General features: G+C 63.5%; 14 protein-coding genes. 11 read left to right on the top strand and 3 right to left on the bottom strand.

Annotation, left to right across the window (positions count from 1 at the left end):
- The first annotated feature begins 274 nt into the window (after positions 1-274).
- Positions 275-1,093, top strand: coding sequence for an SDR family NAD(P)-dependent oxidoreductase (locus tag ACFXHA_RS05380; RefSeq protein ID WP_379353164.1), 819 nt, complete (start codon positions 275-277; stop codon positions 1,091-1,093).
- Between the two features lie 83 nt (positions 1,094-1,176).
- Here the strand turns inward: ACFXHA_RS05380 and ACFXHA_RS05375 are convergent, their stop codons facing one another.
- The 3 genes from ACFXHA_RS05375 to ACFXHA_RS05365 all read right to left on the bottom strand — a co-directional run bounded on the left by ACFXHA_RS05375 (position 1,177) and on the right by ACFXHA_RS05365 (position 7,637).
- Entirely contained in the window at positions 1,177-1,659 is a 483-nt protein-coding gene (locus ACFXHA_RS05375; RefSeq protein WP_379353163.1) for a hypothetical protein, read from the bottom strand.
- A 279-nt stretch (positions 1,660-1,938) separates the two neighbouring features.
- On the bottom strand, positions 1,939-5,532 hold the full coding sequence (locus tag ACFXHA_RS05370) for a CHAT domain-containing protein (protein WP_379353161.1): 3,594 nt from the start codon (positions 5,530-5,532) through the stop codon (positions 1,939-1,941).
- A gap of 269 nt (positions 5,533-5,801) precedes the next feature.
- Positions 5,802-7,637, bottom strand: a complete 1,836-nt coding sequence (locus ACFXHA_RS05365; RefSeq protein ID WP_379353470.1) for an acyl-CoA dehydrogenase — start codon at positions 7,635-7,637, stop codon at positions 5,802-5,804.
- A gap of 362 nt (positions 7,638-7,999) precedes the next feature.
- On the opposite strand from ACFXHA_RS05365, the gene ACFXHA_RS05360 reads away from it, so the two are divergent.
- From ACFXHA_RS05360 to dmpG, 10 genes are all read left to right on the top strand, one after another.
- Entirely contained in the window at positions 8,000-8,899 is a 900-nt protein-coding gene (locus ACFXHA_RS05360; RefSeq protein ID WP_379353159.1) for a 1-acyl-sn-glycerol-3-phosphate acyltransferase, read from the top strand.
- A complete protein-coding gene (locus ACFXHA_RS05355) occupies positions 8,896-9,669 on the top strand; it encodes an SDR family oxidoreductase (RefSeq protein WP_379353157.1) in 774 nt (257 codons plus the stop codon). The genes ACFXHA_RS05360 and ACFXHA_RS05355 overlap by 4 nt, the downstream gene beginning before the upstream one ends.
- A 316-nt stretch (positions 9,670-9,985) precedes the next feature.
- Positions 9,986-10,504, top strand: a complete 519-nt coding sequence (locus ACFXHA_RS05350) for an EthD domain-containing protein (protein ID WP_379353155.1) — start codon at positions 9,986-9,988, stop codon at positions 10,502-10,504.
- On the top strand, positions 10,505-11,053 hold the full coding sequence (locus ACFXHA_RS05345; protein WP_379353153.1) for an EthD domain-containing protein: 549 nt from the start codon (positions 10,505-10,507) through the stop codon (positions 11,051-11,053).
- A 316-nt stretch (positions 11,054-11,369) separates the two neighbouring features.
- A complete protein-coding gene (locus tag ACFXHA_RS05340) occupies positions 11,370-12,230 on the top strand; it encodes an alpha/beta fold hydrolase (RefSeq protein WP_379353469.1) in 861 nt (286 codons plus the stop codon).
- Positions 12,227-13,255 (top strand): VOC family protein, encoded by a 1,029-nt coding sequence (locus ACFXHA_RS05335; protein WP_379353151.1) that lies wholly within the window; start codon positions 12,227-12,229, stop codon positions 13,253-13,255. The genes ACFXHA_RS05340 and ACFXHA_RS05335 overlap by 4 nt, the downstream gene beginning before the upstream one ends.
- Complete coding sequence (locus ACFXHA_RS05330) at positions 13,252-15,003, top strand: bifunctional 3-(3-hydroxy-phenyl)propionate/3-hydroxycinnamic acid hydroxylase (protein ID WP_379353149.1); 1,752 nt, start codon at positions 13,252-13,254, stop codon at positions 15,001-15,003. The genes ACFXHA_RS05335 and ACFXHA_RS05330 overlap by 4 nt, the downstream gene beginning before the upstream one ends.
- Positions 15,000-15,815, top strand: coding sequence for a 2-keto-4-pentenoate hydratase (locus ACFXHA_RS05325; protein ID WP_379353147.1), 816 nt, complete (start codon positions 15,000-15,002; stop codon positions 15,813-15,815). Before ACFXHA_RS05330 ends, ACFXHA_RS05325 begins: the two co-directional genes overlap by 4 nt.
- Positions 15,812-16,753, top strand: a complete 942-nt coding sequence (locus tag ACFXHA_RS05320) for an acetaldehyde dehydrogenase (acetylating) (protein WP_379353145.1) — start codon at positions 15,812-15,814, stop codon at positions 16,751-16,753. The genes ACFXHA_RS05325 and ACFXHA_RS05320 overlap by 4 nt, the downstream gene beginning before the upstream one ends.
- Positions 16,750-17,763, top strand: coding sequence for a 4-hydroxy-2-oxovalerate aldolase (dmpG, locus tag ACFXHA_RS05315; protein WP_379353143.1), 1,014 nt, complete (start codon positions 16,750-16,752; stop codon positions 17,761-17,763). The genes ACFXHA_RS05320 and dmpG overlap by 4 nt, the downstream gene beginning before the upstream one ends.
- Positions 17,764-17,772 lie beyond the last annotated feature (9 nt).

Below are 17,772 nucleotides of genomic sequence, written 5' to 3'. Positions count from 1 at the left end.
CCTCGAGCGGGAGCTGCGCATAGGGGTCGTTCTGGGCAGCTGGGTGGTGAGACGTGCCGCGTCGAGGTCGGCGTGGCGATCGGAAAGCTTGTCGCGGCCTGGCGTGCGAACAGGCGTGACCCACCCGGTGTCGAGTTCTGACAATTTCATCATTATTGCTTGACAGCGAGCCTCATCGTGACTGAGGATTTCGTCAATACCGGCTAGAGGTGGCCGAGGCGGGCATTGGTGAACTCGCGCAGCCTCCTGCCCCTCAGTGAGAAGGGTTCGACGTATGTCTCTTCCGAAGCCCACAACGACCACCACGGCGGTCGTGACCGGCGCCTCGTCGGGTATCGGTGCCGATATCGCTCGCGAACTCGCTCACCGCGGGTACGGCGTGACGCTGGCGGCGCGACGCGAGGATCGATTGCGGGCGCTCGCCGCAGAACTGTCGGACACGGTGCGGGTCGAGGTCATCGCCTGCGATGTAGCCGACGCCGAGCAGCGCGCACGACTGTTCGACACCGTCGCAGACCGCGGCTTGACCGTTGACATCCTGGTCAACAATGCGGGCATAGGAACCGTTGACGCTGTTGCGCATTCGCGGGTCGATGCTGAGATCGCGCAGGTCCGGGTGAATGTCGAAGCCGTCATCGATCTGACCACCCGCGCGGTGCAGCAGATGGTGCCGCGCGGTCGAGGCGCGATCCTGAATGTCGGTTCCAGCAACGGCTTCTATCCGTTTCCGGGCCAGTCCGGGTACGCGGCGACGAAGGCTTTCGTCAACAGCTACACCGAGGCCGTTCGCGCGGAGCTGGCGGGTACAGGCGTGACGATCGCCGGCATCTGCCCAGGGCCGGTGAATACCGAGTTCCTCGAGTCCGCTGGTGTCGACCCGGATGTCTATGGAGCCTCGTTGCCGAAAATGATGTACATGCCGTCTCGTGAGGTGGCGAAGGTGGGAATCGACGCACTCGATGGAGACCGTGGTTTGGTCATCCCTGGCTGGCCCACCCGAATTGCCACCCGCATAGCGCAGTTCGCCCCTCGTAGCGTCCTGCTTCCGTTGTTCGTACGGCAGCATCCGGGCCTGCAGCGAGCTCGTCGCTGACACAGTCGGTTCGCGCCTCGATCAGTTTGTTCACGGGTGCTCTGGGTTCCCGGGGTGGGTGGGTTCACGGATTCTGCAGGGTTTCAGACTGCGATCCCTACGCACACGATGAGGGCTAGGGTTGCGATGAGTTGGAATCCGCCGGCGAGCCACATCGTTCGGTATTTGAAATTGGTTCCGGCGCGTAGGGTTTCGAGTGTGTGGATGTTGCAGGACGCGGTGATATTGCGTGCCGCGGCCTCGGAATCCGTCCAGTGAGCATCGAGCATTCGCCGCAGAGTTGCCGGGCTGGCTGTCTCATACGTTCGCGCGAGACTGGCGACCAGTGATAAGGCGGCTGTGACGAGCAACGCTAGCAGCGCCACAATTAGTGCAGCCTTGGCGCTTGCGGTAAGGATGAAATCCTTGCCGTGGATCACTGTGAACACTGAGACGACGATTGTCACCAATCCAGTGGCAGCGGTCAGCATCGTTGCGGCGCGGCTGTTGGCGTTGTCGCGGCGATCCTGCTCGGCCTTCAGCTCGGCGGCGATGAAGGCGGCGTAGTCCGCGCCTTGGCTGCTCATTCGGGCTCACGGTCGAAGAGGTTCGTGCCGGGCCACTGCTCTCGCATGACGGGATCGAATTCCAGCCAGTCGCGTATCGGTGGCGCCTCTGGCGCTGGCTCGGCTCCGTCAGCGAAGTTGTCTTGACCAGGGGTGCTTTCGGCATCTGGTGTCGACATTTTCCCTCCTTATGATGGTTGGCTCGGGCCGAGTCGACTGCTGGGTCATCGTCGCTGCGGATCCGTTTGCAACATCGGTGGGGGTGTCTCGGCTGCGTGAATGTTCGCGCCCGCACGATGTTCAGACTCCGACATGGATGTGAGCGGCCCAGAGGGATGGGATGTTGGGGGCCATCTCGCGAACAGTACGTACTGCGTGGTGGAGTGCATGAGCCGCGATGTCCACGTTCGGACTGTTGTCGGCGGTCGCGGTGAGTGCTGTGTAGAACGATTTGGCGATCTGCACAGCGAACTCATCGTTGATGGCCCACAGCGTCCCGATGACGTGGGGATACCCGGCCAGCTGGAAGGCAGAGGTCAGGTGAATGGCTTCGTCGATGAGCCGTGTGTTGGCGGCTCGGGCGGAGTTGCAGGCAGAGAGGTAAGCCAATCGGGCGTGAGCAAGGTGTACGGGGGTAAGGGTGTCAACAGTCAGTGGGGATTCGGCGTGATCGTGGAGTAGGAGGTGGCTGCGGGAAGGGTCGCTGGGGTCACTTGTGCCATGACAGGCAAAGTGCGCGATCGAGCAGATCTTGAGAAGGTTGAGGACGTTGGTTCGGGTCGGCATATCGGCCGGCACGGTTGTCGAGCAATCGTCGGGCTCCGTCAAGGTGATCGATCCGGGCAAGCGAGTCGAGATCAAGTTTGCTTCGTCGAGAACGTGACGCAGTCGGCCGGGGACGTCGGGCGTGGTAGGCATTGCCACGATCAATGCTCGGTTCGCGGTAGAAGTGTCGGTCTTGGGCGGGTGTTGGCGGGCGTGGGCCAACGCGGCAATCGTTGGTGCGTAGGAGGACACGACACGATCCATTACCGTTCGGGACTCAGAGCCGCCTGTGTGGTAGCCAGCGGCATGGATCGGAAGAAGGCCCAACAATCCGCCGGGGATCCACCAAACGCGTTGGCCAACATCACGAGGCCCCGACTTAGGTTCACAGCCAAGGAAATCGAGCACTGGACCGGCAGCACTGTCCCACAGCCATTCCAGGACACGCTGTAGCTCTTGCTGGGCCCTTTGACGGTCGTCTTTCGTGGTGCCGTAGGAAGCAGCTCGGAGAGCTGCCGTGAATGCCTTGACCTTGTCTGTCGCCGATGCCAACGTCAGCAAAGGTAGTGGTAGACAGTCGATTCCGCTGGTGGTTAGCAGCAGCGCGTCACACCGATGCCTGCTGATGTTGAAGGCCACGATCGGTCCGAATGCGGCCTGGGCGAGGAGCTGTTCGTAAGCGGGCGGTGCCGCGAAGGATTCGAATCCGTCCATGGCTCGGATCGTGGTGAGCAACTGCTCGAAGTCGTCGACGAGTTGGTTGCGGTCACGCCCAGGATTGCCTGCTTCGACCAGAGTTACAGGGATGTCAGGCTCGTCGAGCAGGTTACGAAGTCGAGTGAATTCGCGGGCCAACGTAGGGTGCCGATCGGTCAACTCCGTCAGGTCGTTGCGGACCTGGAGGGCTTGGCTGAGCAGCACTCCTCGCCCCACCTCGAGCAACCGCAATGCTAGCCCGGCTCGTTGGCTGGCAGGCGTGGACGGGGCGGACAACGCTAGCGCGGCCGCGTCCGAAGCAAGTCCGCGGTACTCGCCTAGGGCGTATTGCTGATCGGACCGCTGCAACTGCCGCGGTGCCACGTCAGGGAGCAGGCGGACGGCGGTCTCCATCAGCTCCGCTACAACGTCGGGGCGTGAGACTGCAGCGACTTCTGCGGCCAATTGAGCAGTAAGAATTCGAGTCGAGGGTTTGGCCGTTCGAAGTTGTACTGCAGCTCGGAAATACGAGATCGCCTCGTCGAGATCGACCCTCGCGTGAGTGGCGGCGTGACGGGCCGATAGCGCGGTCCCGAGATTGCTCACCATGATGGCGTGGTAGGGGTGGTCGCCAGGGACAGCGTCGACTGCCTGCCGAATTGCGACGATCGCTTCATCCAGGTCGTTGCCGACGTCTGTCTTGCGAAACCGAACTTGCAATGAGATTCCGAGGTTCGACAGGTAGATCGCCCTGTCCGGATGGTCAGAGGGAACGCACGCGACCGCTTGACGACCTGCCCTGACCGCTTCGTTCAGGTCTGCCACTTGCGCCGTCTGGCTGAAACGAGTCCGGAGGTATCCGCCAAGGCTCGACAGTTGAGCTGCCCGATCAGGATGGCCAGTAGGCGTGGCTTCGAGTGCGCGTCGAACTATTTCGATCGCCTCGTCCAGATCTGTGGAGAGTCCCGATCGATCGAACCGGGTCGATAGTGCAATTGCCAGATTGCTAAGTACACCAGCATGGTTACGGTCATCGGTCGGGGTAGCCGTCGCAGCTTGGCGGGACACATCAACGGCCTGGTCCAAGTCCGTCAGAGCACCGGTCCGCTCAAATCGTGTTCGAAGGGCGATCCCAAGATTGGATAGGTACATAGGCCGATTCGGATGATCATGAGGCGTGCGGGCCACGGCCGCCTGACCGACCCTCACAGCCTCGTCGATATCGGCAGCGACTCCGGTTCGCTCGAATCGGGTCAAGAGACTGCTGGCGAGAGTGGATTGCCTGCTGGCATGTTTCAAATCGTCGGGGTGAGTGACTGTTACGGCTCGCCGGGCCATTTCGACGGCTTCGTCCAGGTCCGCAACGAACCCGGTCCGGTCGAATCGAGTCCGGAGGGCAGTGGCCAGATTGGCCAGTAAGTAGCCTTTGCTTGCTCGGGAGATGACCACCGCCTGTCGAGCGATGTCGACGGCCCGGTCCAAATCGGCCAGTGCGTCCGTCGCGTCGAACCGGACCCGCAGGGCATTGCCGAGATCGGACAGCTTCTCGGCGCGACGGGGATCATCGGCGGTAATCGAGTCGAGAGCTCTCTGGTACAAAAACAGTGCCTCGTCCAGGTCAGTCGCAACACCCTTGCGCTCGAATCTCTGCCGGAGAAGGTGGGCGAGATTGGAGAGCCCGGCAGGCAGGTAACGGTGAGCGGTGGGTAGGCCGGCAAGGGCTTGTCGGGCCAGCTCGGTGGCCTCGTCGAGGTCAGCGATCTGACCGGTCCGCTGATACCTGGTTTCGAGGTCGACCGCGAGCTTGGCCCGATACTTCGACCACTTAGGGTGATCTGCGGAAGTAACCGCTACCGCGCGTCGCGCTACCTCGATTGCCTCCTCGAGAACAGGCAGCAACCCCTGCAATACGAATAGCCTTGTCAAAGCTGTTCCGAGCGTTGACAACCGGTCAGACTGCTCGGGGTGGCTGTGGGGAGTGGCGGCCACGATCCGTCGCCAAAGTTCGACGGTGGTAGTAACGGCTGCAGTGTCGCGGGAGCCGAATTCCCGGTCGAGGCGATCGCGCGCCTCACGCTCCGCTACGTCAGCCAGCGCAGGCGTCAACCGCGCCGGAAACTCTTGGGCTATCACACCATCGGAGACGAATACAGGCAGGAACATCTCGATCGCCAGCTCTAGATCAGGCTGATCCTGTCCTCGGGGGAGCGCTAGAAATCGGTACCAGTGCACCCAGCCCAACAGCAGCCGAGACCGCAGATCGCCATCCCCGTCGTGCAACACGGCAGCTAGCTGGCGCGCCTCCTCGACGGCATGAGGGTCGAGAACAGCCGGAATCGTGTTCCCGGGCTTGCCCATCAATCGCAGTCGACTGGCGACTACAGCCTGCAGCGCCTCGCGTGGTGTGTCGGCTCGATCCGGCGCTGCCTCCACGTGCACTTCCCCAGTGTTGGTCGAGACTGGTAGGCCGTAATCAGTGTAGGTACTGCGCGCGCCCCTTAGGGCCTAATGTGACGCCCCCTCGGTGATCGCGCACCGAACGCGCGCAAATATCAACTCCGAGTGACGAATCTGGCAACACGTGAGCCAAGCTTGCGTCAGAACCACCACCGGCGACGGCAGTTGATATCGATGCGCACATTACTGCACACCTAACTGCCAAGAGGCCCTCGCACGTCGACGAGGGCACACTGGGGATGGGCTCAGAACGCTGCTTCGTCGAGCTTCATTACAGCGGTGTCGATGTCGGAGATCACCGCCCAATCTGTGCCCAGCCTGGGCAGCACCGTCTTGGTGAAGTACGACGCAACAGCGACTTTGCCCAGATAGAAGGTGTCGTCGGTGTTGCTGTCGTTGGATTCGAGTGCGGCCAGGGCTGTTTCGGCGGCGACCAGGAGGCGCCAGGCGATCAGGAGGTCTCCGACCGCGAGCAGGAAGCGCACCGACACCAGGCCGATCTTGTACAGCTCGGATGGCTGTTCCTGGGCGGCCAGCAGGTGCTGGGTGAGTCGACCGGCCATATCCTGGACGTCGTCCAGTGCGGCGCCGAGCAGGATCTTCTCGGCTTTGAGACGACCGGAGTCTGCGTCGGATTCGACGGTTCCGCGGATCTTGGCGGCGAGGTGGGCCAGGGCGACGCCGCGGTCGCGGGCGATCTTGCGGAAGAAGAAGTCCTGCGCCTGGATGGCGGTGGTGCCCTCGTAGAGCGAGTCGATCTTGGCGTCGCGGATGTACTGCTCGATCGGGTAGTCCTGCAGGAAGCCGGAGCCACCGAAGGTCTGCAGCGATTCGGTCAGGTACTGGTAGGCGCGCTCGGAGCCGACACCTTTGACGATCGGCAATAGGAGATCGTTGACGCGGCGGGACAAGTCGGCATCTGTGCCCGAAACATGCTGTGCGGCAACACTATCTTGGTGTGCTGCGGTGTAGAGGTAGAGTGCGCGCAGACCTTCGGCGTACGCCTTCTGCAGCATCAATGAGCGGCGTACGTCGGGGTGATGGACGATGGTGACCTTCGGTGCGGTCTTGTCGGCGAGCTGCGTCAGGTCGGTGCCCTGCACCCGCGTCTTCGCGTACTCGAGGGCGTTCAGGTAGCCACTGGAGAGGGTGGCGATCGCCTTGGTGCCCACCATCATCCGAGCTTCCTCGATGACGTGGAACATCTGCGCGATCCCATCGTGTACCTCACCGAGGAGGTACCCGACGGCAGGCGTGCCGTGCCCGCCGAAGGTCAGTTCACAGGTCGCCGATGCCTTGAGGCCCATCTTGTGCTCGAGATTGGTGACGTACACGCCATTCCGTTCCCCAGGCTCGCCGGTCTGCGGGTCGAAGTGATACTTCGGCACCAGAAACAGGCTCAAGCCCTTGGTTCCCGGACCAGCGCCCTCCGGGCGAGCGAGGACCTGGTGGACGATGTTCTCGAACAGATCGTCGGATTCGGCGGAGGTGATGAACCGCTTCACGCCCTCGATGTGCCAGGTGCCGTCAGGTTGCGGGATCGCCCGAGTCCGTGCGGCCCCGACATCGGAACCGGCGTCCGGTTCGGTGAGAACCATGCTGGCTCCCCAATTGCGTTGCACGGCAATCTGTGCCCAGTGTCGCTGAAGCTCCGTGCCGGAGCGGTGGACATGCGTGGCCATCCCCGAGCCGGTCAGATACATCCACGCGGCCGGCTGTGCGCCCAAGACGAATTCGTTGATTGCCCAAACCACCATCTGCGGCGCGGCTACCCCACCGATCGCCTCTGACCTGCCGACACGCCACCAGTCGCCGTCGGCCCATGCGCGTACGGATCGTTTGAACGACTCGGGCAGCTGCACCGTGTGGGTCGCCGGATCGAACACCGGAGGAACGCGGTCGGCGTCAGCGTAGGAATCCGCGACCGGGCCCTCTGCCAGCCGGGCCGCTTCGGCCAGCATCGTTCGAACGGTCTCGCCATCGAGATCTCCGAACGGCCCCGACTGCAGGATGGCGTCCAGGCCCAGCACCTCGAAAAGATTGAACTCCAAGTCGCGCACGTTGCTCTTGTAGTGGCCCACCGGCCGCCCTGCCTTTCCCAACCGACCCACCGAAGCACGATGGGTGACATCTTCATCGGAACTGACAATACCGTCATTATCGGCTCGATGTACCCGGCAGCGCCGCGGTCCCTACGGGTCGGCGGTGTGATGTGGTCGTCGGGGCCCGCGTTTCGGCCTTCGCGCTGGGGATCCCGATCTGCTGCGATCTGGTCGAGTCTCGTTGGTGTGCTGAAACTTTGGCTCGGGCTGTCGAACGGTTGGATCGTGACAGTTCTCTCTTCGCCGGATTTCGCTCCCGGTTGCAGCCCTCTCGAGGCTAGTAGATGATTTGATCGTAACTGACGTTTATGTCATTTAGTAGGGGAGAGACGATGGTTTCCGTGGGGATCGATGCCAGGCTGGACGGGCTCGGTGGAGTGCTCGGCGACGAGCGGGAGCCTTCGCTCCCGGGGCATCCACCGCAAGTTGAAACTCATTGCGACTCTCCCGAAAGAACCGATTCGGGGAGTTCGAACAAGGATCAGATGCCGGAGTGGGTACGGCAATTCCTCCGCGGTGGTGGCCACGCGCTGCGGGTCTACAACCGCCACGAAATCACCGTTGACCCCCTGCCGGACCAGCCGGTTCTATTTGTTGCAAATCATGGGTTCGGCGGGGTTTTCGACCTCAACGTGCTCGCGCTCTTCGCTGCCGTCGAGCGCACCGGCGATCGACGCCGCATCATCATGCTGACGCACCGGATGGCGTGGGCCCTCGGCGTCGGTGCGTTGCTCGAGCCGTTCGGTGCTCGGCAGGCCGGGCGGGATGTCGCCTTGCAAGCATTCGCCGAAGATAGCCACGTCGTAGTGTTCCCCGGGGGTGACGTCGATGCATTCAAGCCCTGGCGGAACCGCAACGACATCGTCTTCGGCGGTCGATGCGGCTTCGCTGATCTGGCTCGCGAAGCGGACGTGCCGGTGGTGCCCGTAGTCACCTCGGGAGGAGGGGAATCCGCCATCGTCCTCGGGGACGGCGCCCGCCTGGCTCGGTTCCTGCGACTGGACAAAGCATTTCGGCTCAAACGGCTGCCGGTCACGCTCACTGCGCCCTGGGGGATCAGTGTCGGCGCGGCCGGACTGCTGCCGTACATGCCGTTGCCGACGAAGCTCCGGACCGCGGTCCTACCTCAGGTTTCGATGGTCGCCGATGAGGGCTCCGATGCCTTTGCCGAGCGCATCCGCGTCGTCATGCAATCCGAACTCGATCGCCAGACACGCCACCGCCTACCGATTCTCGGATGAGCAAGGAGAAGCCGAAAATGCCGAGACGCGCCAACATCGTCATCACCGGGGCCAGCTCGGGGTTGGGTGCGCAGATGGCGCGTGAATTCGCGGCTCGAGGAAGGAATCTCGCGCTGTGCGCGCGTCGCCTCGACCGGCTCGAGCAGCTGCGTGACGAACTGCTGCGGTCGCACCCCGGCATCGAGGTGGTGATCGCGCAACTGGACGTGAACGACCACGACCAAGTGTTCACCACCTTTCGAAGGTTCGAGCGCGAGCTGGGCGGCCTGGATCGAGTGATCGTCAACGCTGGCATGGGTAAAGGCGAGCCAATAGGCACCGGCCGCTTCGAAGCCAACCTTCGGACTGCCAATACGAATTTCATTGCGGCGCTGGCGCAGTGCGAGGCGGCAATGGAGATATTCCGCGCACAGAACAGCGGGCACCTCGTGGTGATCTCGTCGATCAGCGCGCTGCGTGGGATGCCGGGTTACCTATCGATCTACTCCGCGACCAAGGCCGGCGTTGCGACCCTCGCGGAGGCCATTCGCGCCGACACTCTGCTGTCTCCGATCGCCGTGACTACTTTGTATCCCGGCTACATCGAGTCGGAACTGAGTGCGAGGGTCGGAGCGACGCCGCTGATGGCATCCACTGCGAGCGGTGTTCGGGCCATGGTGAAGGCTATCGAACACGAAAAGGCCGAAGCGAAAGTCCCTGCCTGGCCATGGATTCCAATCGGCTTTGCATTGCGTCACCTGCCGCTGTGGATCCTCGCGCGGTCTGCCTGACCTCGGTAGTCGGCGTCGTACCGCACAAGGATGCCCCGTGCAGGTCCAATATTTTGTGACGATACAGTCATATATGACTCTTGCATCAGTTTGACGCTCGCTGTTAGTCTCGTCACGCCTGATGGATCTATCAGAGATGCATGAGAAGTGGGATCGCCGACCTGTCGCGCATTTCCTAACGGAGTCATCAGCATTCCAATGAGAGCCCTCGAGCACCGTCGGGAACGTGTCGTGCGGTGTGATCGGTCGTGCGGGGACGTTACGGGCCAAGACCTTCGTGTAGATCGCGAAGCCACGCTGCGCAACGGGCGCAAGCGTGCTCGAGTTGAAGGATGAACAGTTGGCAGAGAACGCATACAAGGGTGCTGCGTCGAGACGAGCCTTTCTGATCGGTGCGACCACGGTAGGGCTGGGCGTTTTCCTCGGGTCCCACCTCCAGGCGGCGGCAGCGGATCCCTCCTCGGATCCGATCAAGTTGGTGGGTGCCCTGCGGCGCCGACCGGATCTGACGCCTGCCCAGTTCCACGACTACTGGCTGAACCGGCACGGGCCCTTCGCCAAAGAGCAGATCCAAGCCCTTGGCGGATACCGCTATGTCCAAAGCCACGCAACATACTCCGACCTCACCGGGCTCTTCACCACATCGCACGGTACGGGCGAGCCCTACGACGGCATCGTGGAGGCGTGGTTCCCTTCGCTGCAAGCGATGATCACGGCGATGTCCACCCTGCAAGGGATCTCGGCCAACCAGAACCTCGTCAACGACGAGAAGAACTTCATGGACTCGGCGCAATGCTCGCTCTACCTGACGAAGGAGTACGTGCTGCTCGGCTAGATGAGTGCCGAGCAGTGCGTACTGGAATCTCCCACCATGAAGGATCAGACATTGAACGAGAACACACATGGCAGCGGACCTGCGGGCCGGACATCGATCGGCGGTGTCGCAGCCATCGGCCTCGCTGGCGTGCTGGCATCTCAGCTTCCTAACGCTAACGCCGACACGCCTTCCGGCGGTCCGATCAAGCTGGTGGGAATCGTCCGCCGCAGGGCGGACATGACGCCGGCCCGGTTCGACGAACACTGGCTCAACGTCCATGCGCCCGTAGCGGTCAAGGCGCTCACCGTGCTCGGCGCGACACGCTACGTTCAGAGCCACACCGTAGATACGGTGCTGAACGCCGCGACTGCGTTCTCTCACAGCTCCGGCCAGGCATTCGACGGTGTCATCGAAGTCTGGTTCCCCTCCGAGCGGGAGTTGGGGCAGGCGCTCGCCACACAGGCTGGGGCGCAAGCGAATCAAGTGCTGGCTGACAGCGAGAATGAATTCATCGACCTCGCGCAGTCCGCATATTTCCTGGCCACGGAGAGCGTCATCTTCGGCTGAAGGGCGACGCTTGGCTGGACCCGATCGCAGAGGGGGTGAAGCGGTCCCTTCCGCGATCACGGCCTGCCCGAAAAATGCTGCAGCAGTGCGTCACTCCGAACGGCGAACTCCGGGCTGATCCGATCGTGCGGTGGCATCGAGAACGCGCCTCACGCCGCACCTTCCCGTTCCGGGCATTGCCGCGGACGGCCGTGTCGGGGCGGCCAGCGGATCTCCCGGTCAATGGGTGATGATTTCATCAGAATCAACTTGACAGACGATACCATCGGAACTGATGATCTAATCAATAACGGTTCTGGAGGTAGCTTTGACAAGCATCGACAAGGGTGTCGGCACCGGTCGGACGGTCCGGGTCGGCGATCGCGACATCTTCTTCACTGAGGCGGGGACCGGCCCCGCGGTGGTGCTGCTGCACGGCGGCGGGGCCGGGGCCTCGGGGTTGTCGAACTATTCACGCAATATCGACAACCTGGCGAAGCGATTTCGGGTGATCGTGCCCGACATGCCCGGCTACGGTCGGTCGTCGAAGTGGGTGGACCGGGCAGACCCCTTCGGCGATCTGGCGCAGGCAATCGGTGGATTGCTGGATGAACTCGGCATCGCCGCAGCGCATTTGATCGGCAACTCCTACGGTGGCGCAGCGGCGCTGCGCCTGGCCATGGACCGGCCGGAGAAGGTGAACCGTTTGATCCTGATGGGTCCCGGCGGTGTTGGCACCACCCGGTCGTTGCCGACCGCGGGACTGCAGGAACTGCTGAACTACTACGCGGGCGGCGGACCGAGTCGCGAGAAGATCACCCGGTTCGTCCGGGAATACCTGGTCTACGACGGTGGCGCAGTGCCGGATGAACTCATCGAGACCAGATACAAGGCCAGCCTCGATCCCGAGGTCGTCGCGAACCCGCCGTTGCGTCGCCCCTCCGGCCCCCTGGCGCTGCGCACACTGTGGCGGATGGACTTCACCCGAGACAGCCGACTGGGGCAGGTCACTCATCAAACCCTGGTGGTCTGGGGTGCCGAGGACAAGGTAAACCGGCCCGCCGGTGCCGCCATGCTCGCCGCCGCCATGCCCAACTGCGACGTGTATCTGGCGGCGAAAACAGGGCACTGGGTGCAGTGGGAGCGTGCGGAGCTGTTCAACGAGCTGGCCGTCGCCTTCCTGGAGGCGGCGCCGTGACCAGCTTTCTGCACCCAACCACCGACGGTTCGGTGTTCGGTTCGGTTCATCTGGGATACGTTGTCGTGCAATCGAATCGGCTGTCCGATTGGCGGCGATTCGGAGCCGACGCGATCGGTTTGCACGTCGACGAACTCGACAGCAGCACACTGCGCTTCCGACTGGATGACCGGAGCTGTCGATTCCTCATTCGGCGTGGCCCCGCAGAGGACGTCATAGCCCTGGGCTGGCAGGTCGATGATCACGAGACCTTCGACCGCATCGTCGCCCGCGTGACCGAACGCGAGGTGCCGATCATCGAAGGCACTCCGGAGGAGGCGGCGCTGCGTGGCGTGGAGCGGCTGTGGCGCTTCGCGGGTCCGAAAGGCATCGCGCAGGAGATCTTCACGAATGCGGTGACCACACCGGAGCCGCTGCGGATGCAGAGCTCGGGGTGGGTGACGGGGGAGGCCGGTCTGGGGCATGTGGCGATGCTGTCGCGGGAGCCGGAGTCCGTACGAGGTTACTTCCAGACCGTTTTCGATTCGCGCCTGAGTGACTACATCGACGAGAACATCTCTGGGCTCAAGATGAAGATCCGATTCTTGCGAGTCAACGAACGCCATCACTCGATCGCCATCGCCAACATCCGCGGGGTCAAGATCGATCCCATTCGGACGTCGGTGCAGCACATCAATATTCAGTCCGGGACGTTGGACGACATGCTGGACTCCTATCAGCGGGTCACGGACCTGGGTTTTCGGATGCAGTGGTCGGTAGGGCAGCACACGAATGACCGCGAGCTGTCCTACTACTGCGTCACACCGTCGGGCTTCGAGTTGGAGGTCGGGTGGAATCCGATCGTGATCGGTCCCGAACTCGAGTCCACGTGGGAACCGTCGACTTATCAGGGCATCAGTAGCTGGGGTCACTCCACGGTGGGGGAGACCGTACTGAACAAGTTCGCCCAGTTCCGGCAGGCGCTGCGGACCGTGGGAACGCCCGAGATCGCAGTGCCTGAGCTCACCGGAGGAGTTTCGCGATGAATACCGACTACGACGTTGTGGTCGTTGGACTGGGCCCGACCGGCCTCACGCTGGCCAACCTGCTGGGGCGACGGGGCGTGAGCGTCCTCGTGCTCGAGCGTGAACCCGAATTCTATGGAATGGCCCGCGCGGTATATACCGACGACGAAGGCATGCGGATCTTTCAAACCGCCGGTGCGGCAGACGAACTCTCTGCCGATATGAATCTCGACTGCACCGTGCAGTGGGTGCGCGGCGATGGGCATGTGCTGGCGCAGTTCCATTCGATGGACCAGCCGCTGGGCTGGCCGAAAGCGAACTTCCTGTACCAGCCATACCTCGAGAACAGCCTCGAGCGGGCGCTCGAACAGTATCCCCATGTCACTGTTCGCCGAGGCCGTGTGGTCACGGATTTCGATCAGAACGACTCGAGTGTGAGCGTTGAGCACGCCGCGTGTTCGGGGACCCAATACGGCAAGCGGTCAGCGGAGAGCGACCCGCGGACCGCGGAGCGGGTGCGGGCAAAGTTCCTCGTCGGATGCGACGGGGGACGCAGCGTCGTACGGACCAAACTCGGAATCGACATGTCCGGCACCAGTTTCCCGGAGCGCTGGCTCGTGGTGGACTTGAAGGCCGCGGACGGGGTGGACGCGTTCCGGCACCTGCCCTACTTCAACTTCGTGTGTGACCCGGTGTTGCCGACCGTATCCTGCCCCCAGCCCGGTGGTCACCACCGCTTCGAATTCATGCTGAACGATGAGCAGACGAAAGAGGAGATGGAGGACGAGGACACCGTCCGCCGCCACATTTCCCGCTACGTCGACCCGGACGAAGTGCAAGTGCTGCGCAAGCTCGTCTACACCTTCAATGCGGTGGTGGCCGAGCGGTGGCGCGAGGGGCGCATTCTGATCGCGGGTGATGCTGCTCATATGACGCCGCAGTTCGTCGGCCAGGGCATGAACTCGGGTGTGCGCGACGCCGACAACCTGTCCTGGAAGCTCGAGGCGATCGTGAAACGCGGTGCGGCGCTGGCGCTTCTGGATAGCTACGAGTCCGAGCGTCGACCGCATGCCAAGGCGATGATCAGCCTGTCGGTGCTGAACAAGAACTTGGTCTCCGTCGACAACAAAGCCGTTGCCGCGGCCCGCGATGTCGTCCTGACCGGATCGCTGCGGGTGCCTGGGCTGGCCGGGTGGATCCGTGAGGCGAAGATGAAGCCGTCACCGCGGTTCCGGCGCGGGGCATACTTCGGCCTTCCCCGGCGCCGCTTGCGCGGAGTCGAAGGCACCCTCGCTCCACAGCCGGAGGTACGCACCTACGACGGTCGTCACCGTCGCCTCGATGATGTACTGGGCCAGGGCTTTTCGGTCATCGGCTACGGCGTCGACCCACGCACCACGCTCAGCGGCGACGACTTGGCCGCACTGCGAGCTTTGGGTAGCCGGTTTGTGACCGTCTACGCCCTCGGCGGTCGCCCGCAAGGCGTGCCGGGGGACGGGAGATCCATCGGTGATGACTTCGCGGATATCGAGGACCACACCGGCATGCTGACCCGATGGTTCGCGAAGGCGGGCGTGCGCAACGGAGGGCTTCTCCTGCTCCGCCCAGACCGATATGTCTTCGGTACCGCGGCAGCCGGGCGCGGTGACCAGCTCGTCGCCGAGCTCGTCAGCCAGCTCGCTCTTGCGCCGACGCGCGGCAGCGCGTCGCGTGTACGGAAATCCAACCCGGCGCTGGCACCGCGCCGCTATCTATCGGAGGCTCGATGACTTTCGCTTTGGCGGACTCTCCTGCGGTACGAGCCGCAGCCGACCGGCTGGCCGGCGCGATGAGCACCGGTGTCCCGGTTGCGCCGGTGCGTGACCTCATCGGTCCCGACGACGTTGTGTCGGCGTATGCGGTGCAGACGATCGGCACCAACGCCCGTCTCGCCGCCGGGGCCCGGATTGTCGGTCGCAAGATCGGACTGACCTCTCGAGCGGTTCAGCAGCAGCTGGGCGTCGACCAGCCTGATTTCGGGGTGCTGTTCGACGACATGCACGTGTCCGAAACCGCAGTGGCCCAGCGGCCCCGGCTGATGCAACCCAAGGTCGAAGCCGAGCTTGCGTTCGTACTCGGATCCGATTTGGACGGCGAGCAGCTGGATGCGATCGCTGTGCGGGGCGCCATCGACTACGCGGTCGCTGCACTCGAGATCGTCGACAGCCGAATCGCCAGCTGGGACATCACCTTCGCGGACACCGTTGCCGACAATGCCTCGAGCGGATGGTTCGCACTCGGGTCGCTGCGGCTGTCGTTGTCGGACTTCGAGCCGCGCGAGATCGCGATGAACATGGCTATCGACGACGAAATCGTCTCCACAGGAACGGGTTCCGCGTGCCTGGGTGACCCGATCAACGCCGTCGTCTGGCTGGCCCGTACCGCCCGGGATTTCGGTGCGCCGCTGCGGGCGGGCGAGATCATTCTCTCCGGTGCGCTCGGACCCATGGCGCCGCTGAGCCCTCACTCGCACGTCAGATCCGAACTTTTCACCGGTGCAACGACACTCGGTGTCGTCGACTTCACTTGGGAGGAATCGTGAGCCGCACCAAAGTGGCCGTCATCGGCTCGGGCAACATCGGCACCGACCTGATGATCAAGGTACTGCGCCTGTCGGAGACCCTCGAAATGGCCGCCATGGTCGGCATCGATCCGGCCTCCGACGGCCTGGCACGCGCCGCACGACTGGGTGTGCCGACCACATCCGACGGCGTCGCCGGGCTGATCGGCCTGCCGGGCTTCGAGGAGATCGAGATCGTCTTCGATGCGACCTCCGCAGGAGCACATCAGGCCAACGCGAACGCCCTCGCGCCGTACGGGAAGCGGCTGATCGATCTGACCCCGGCCGCGATCGGGCCGTTCGTGGTGCCCGCGGTGAATCTCGACCAGCATCTGGATGCGACGAACGTCAACATGGTGACCTGCGGTGGGCAGGCGACGATTCCGATCGTGTCCGCCATCTCGCGGGTCACCGCCGTGCCCTACGCGGAGATCGTCGCCTCGATCGCATCGAAGTCCGCCGGGCCCGGAACCCGCGCCAACATCGACGAATTCACCGAGACCACCTCGCTGGCCATCGAAGTGGTCGGCGAGGCGACGAGCGGACGCGCCATCATCGTGCTCAATCCTGCCGAGCCACCGCTGATCATGCGTGACACGGTGCTCGCGCTGATCGGGGACCCGGATCCGGGAACCCATGCGGCCATACGTGATTCGATCGAATCGATGGTCGAGCAGGTCGCGGCCTATGTGCCGGGCTATCGTCTCAAGCAGGCCATTCAGATCACCCCGGTCACACCGGACACGATGCGCACGCTGGTCGGTGACGACTCTGTCACGCACCAGGTGTCGGTCTTCCTCGAGGTCGAGGGCGCGGCGCACTATCTGCCGGCCTACGCCGGAAATCTCGACATCATGACTTCGGCCGCCCTGCGCGTCGCCGAGCGCATGGCCGCCACCACCCCGGAGCGTGTGAAATGACCGAAGTATTCCTCCAGGATGTGACGTTGCGCGACGGCATGCACGCACTGCGGCACCGCATGACGCCGAAAACCGTTGCGGCAGTGGTGTCCGCACTCGACGCCGCCGGGGTCGACGCGGTGGAGGTCGCCCACGGCGACGGCCTGCACGGCGGCAGCCTCACCTACGGTCCGGGTAGCCACACCGACTGGGAATGGATCGAGGCCGCCGCGGGCGCGCTCACCCATGCACGCCTGACGACCCTGCTGCTACCGGGCATCGGCACCATCGAGGACTTGCGGCGCGCGTTCGACCTCGGTGTGCGCTCGGTACGCATCGCCACGCATTGCACCGAAGCCGACATCGCAGCGCAGCACATCACCTGTGCCCGCGATCTCGGTATGGACGTATCCGGGTTTCTGATGATGAGCCATATGAACACGCCGACCGGGCTGGCCGAGCAGGCGAAGCTGATGGAATCGTATGGCGCGCACTGCGTCTACGTCACGGACTCCGGCGGACGCCTGACCATGGACGGAGTCCGTGACCGTGTGCGGGCGTATCTGGAGGTGCTGAACGAAACCACCGAGATCGGCATCCACGCACACCAGAACCTGTCGCTCGCAGTCGCCAACAGCGTGGTCGCCGTCGAAGAGGGCGTGACCCGGGTCGACGCTTCACTCGCGGGTCTCGGTGCGGGAGCGGGTAATACCCCGTTGGAGGCATTCGTCGCCGTCGCCGATCTCAACGGATGGGACCACGGCGCCACCCTGGATGCGCTCACCGACGCAGCAGACGACTTGATCCGGCCGTTGATGGACCGGCCGGTGCAGGTGGACCGGGAGACTCTGACGCTCGGCTATGCCGGTGTGTACTCGAGCTTCCTGCGCCACGCCGAAAAAGCCTCCGCGACATACGGCATCGACGTGCGCACCCTGTTGGTCGAGGCTGGAGCCCGCGGCCTCGTCGGCGGGCAAGAGGACATGATCGTCGACATCGCGCTGTCCCTGGTCGGAGACCGAGTCGCCTGACGGGCGGTC

Origin of the sequence: Nocardia sp. NPDC059240, assembly GCF_042753865.1 — a bacterium.
In the GTDB taxonomy this organism is placed as follows: Bacteria; Actinomycetota; Actinomycetes; order Mycobacteriales; family Mycobacteriaceae; genus Nocardia.
Note: the sequence above shows the minus strand (reverse complement) of the source record. Positions and strands in the feature narration are given on the sequence as shown.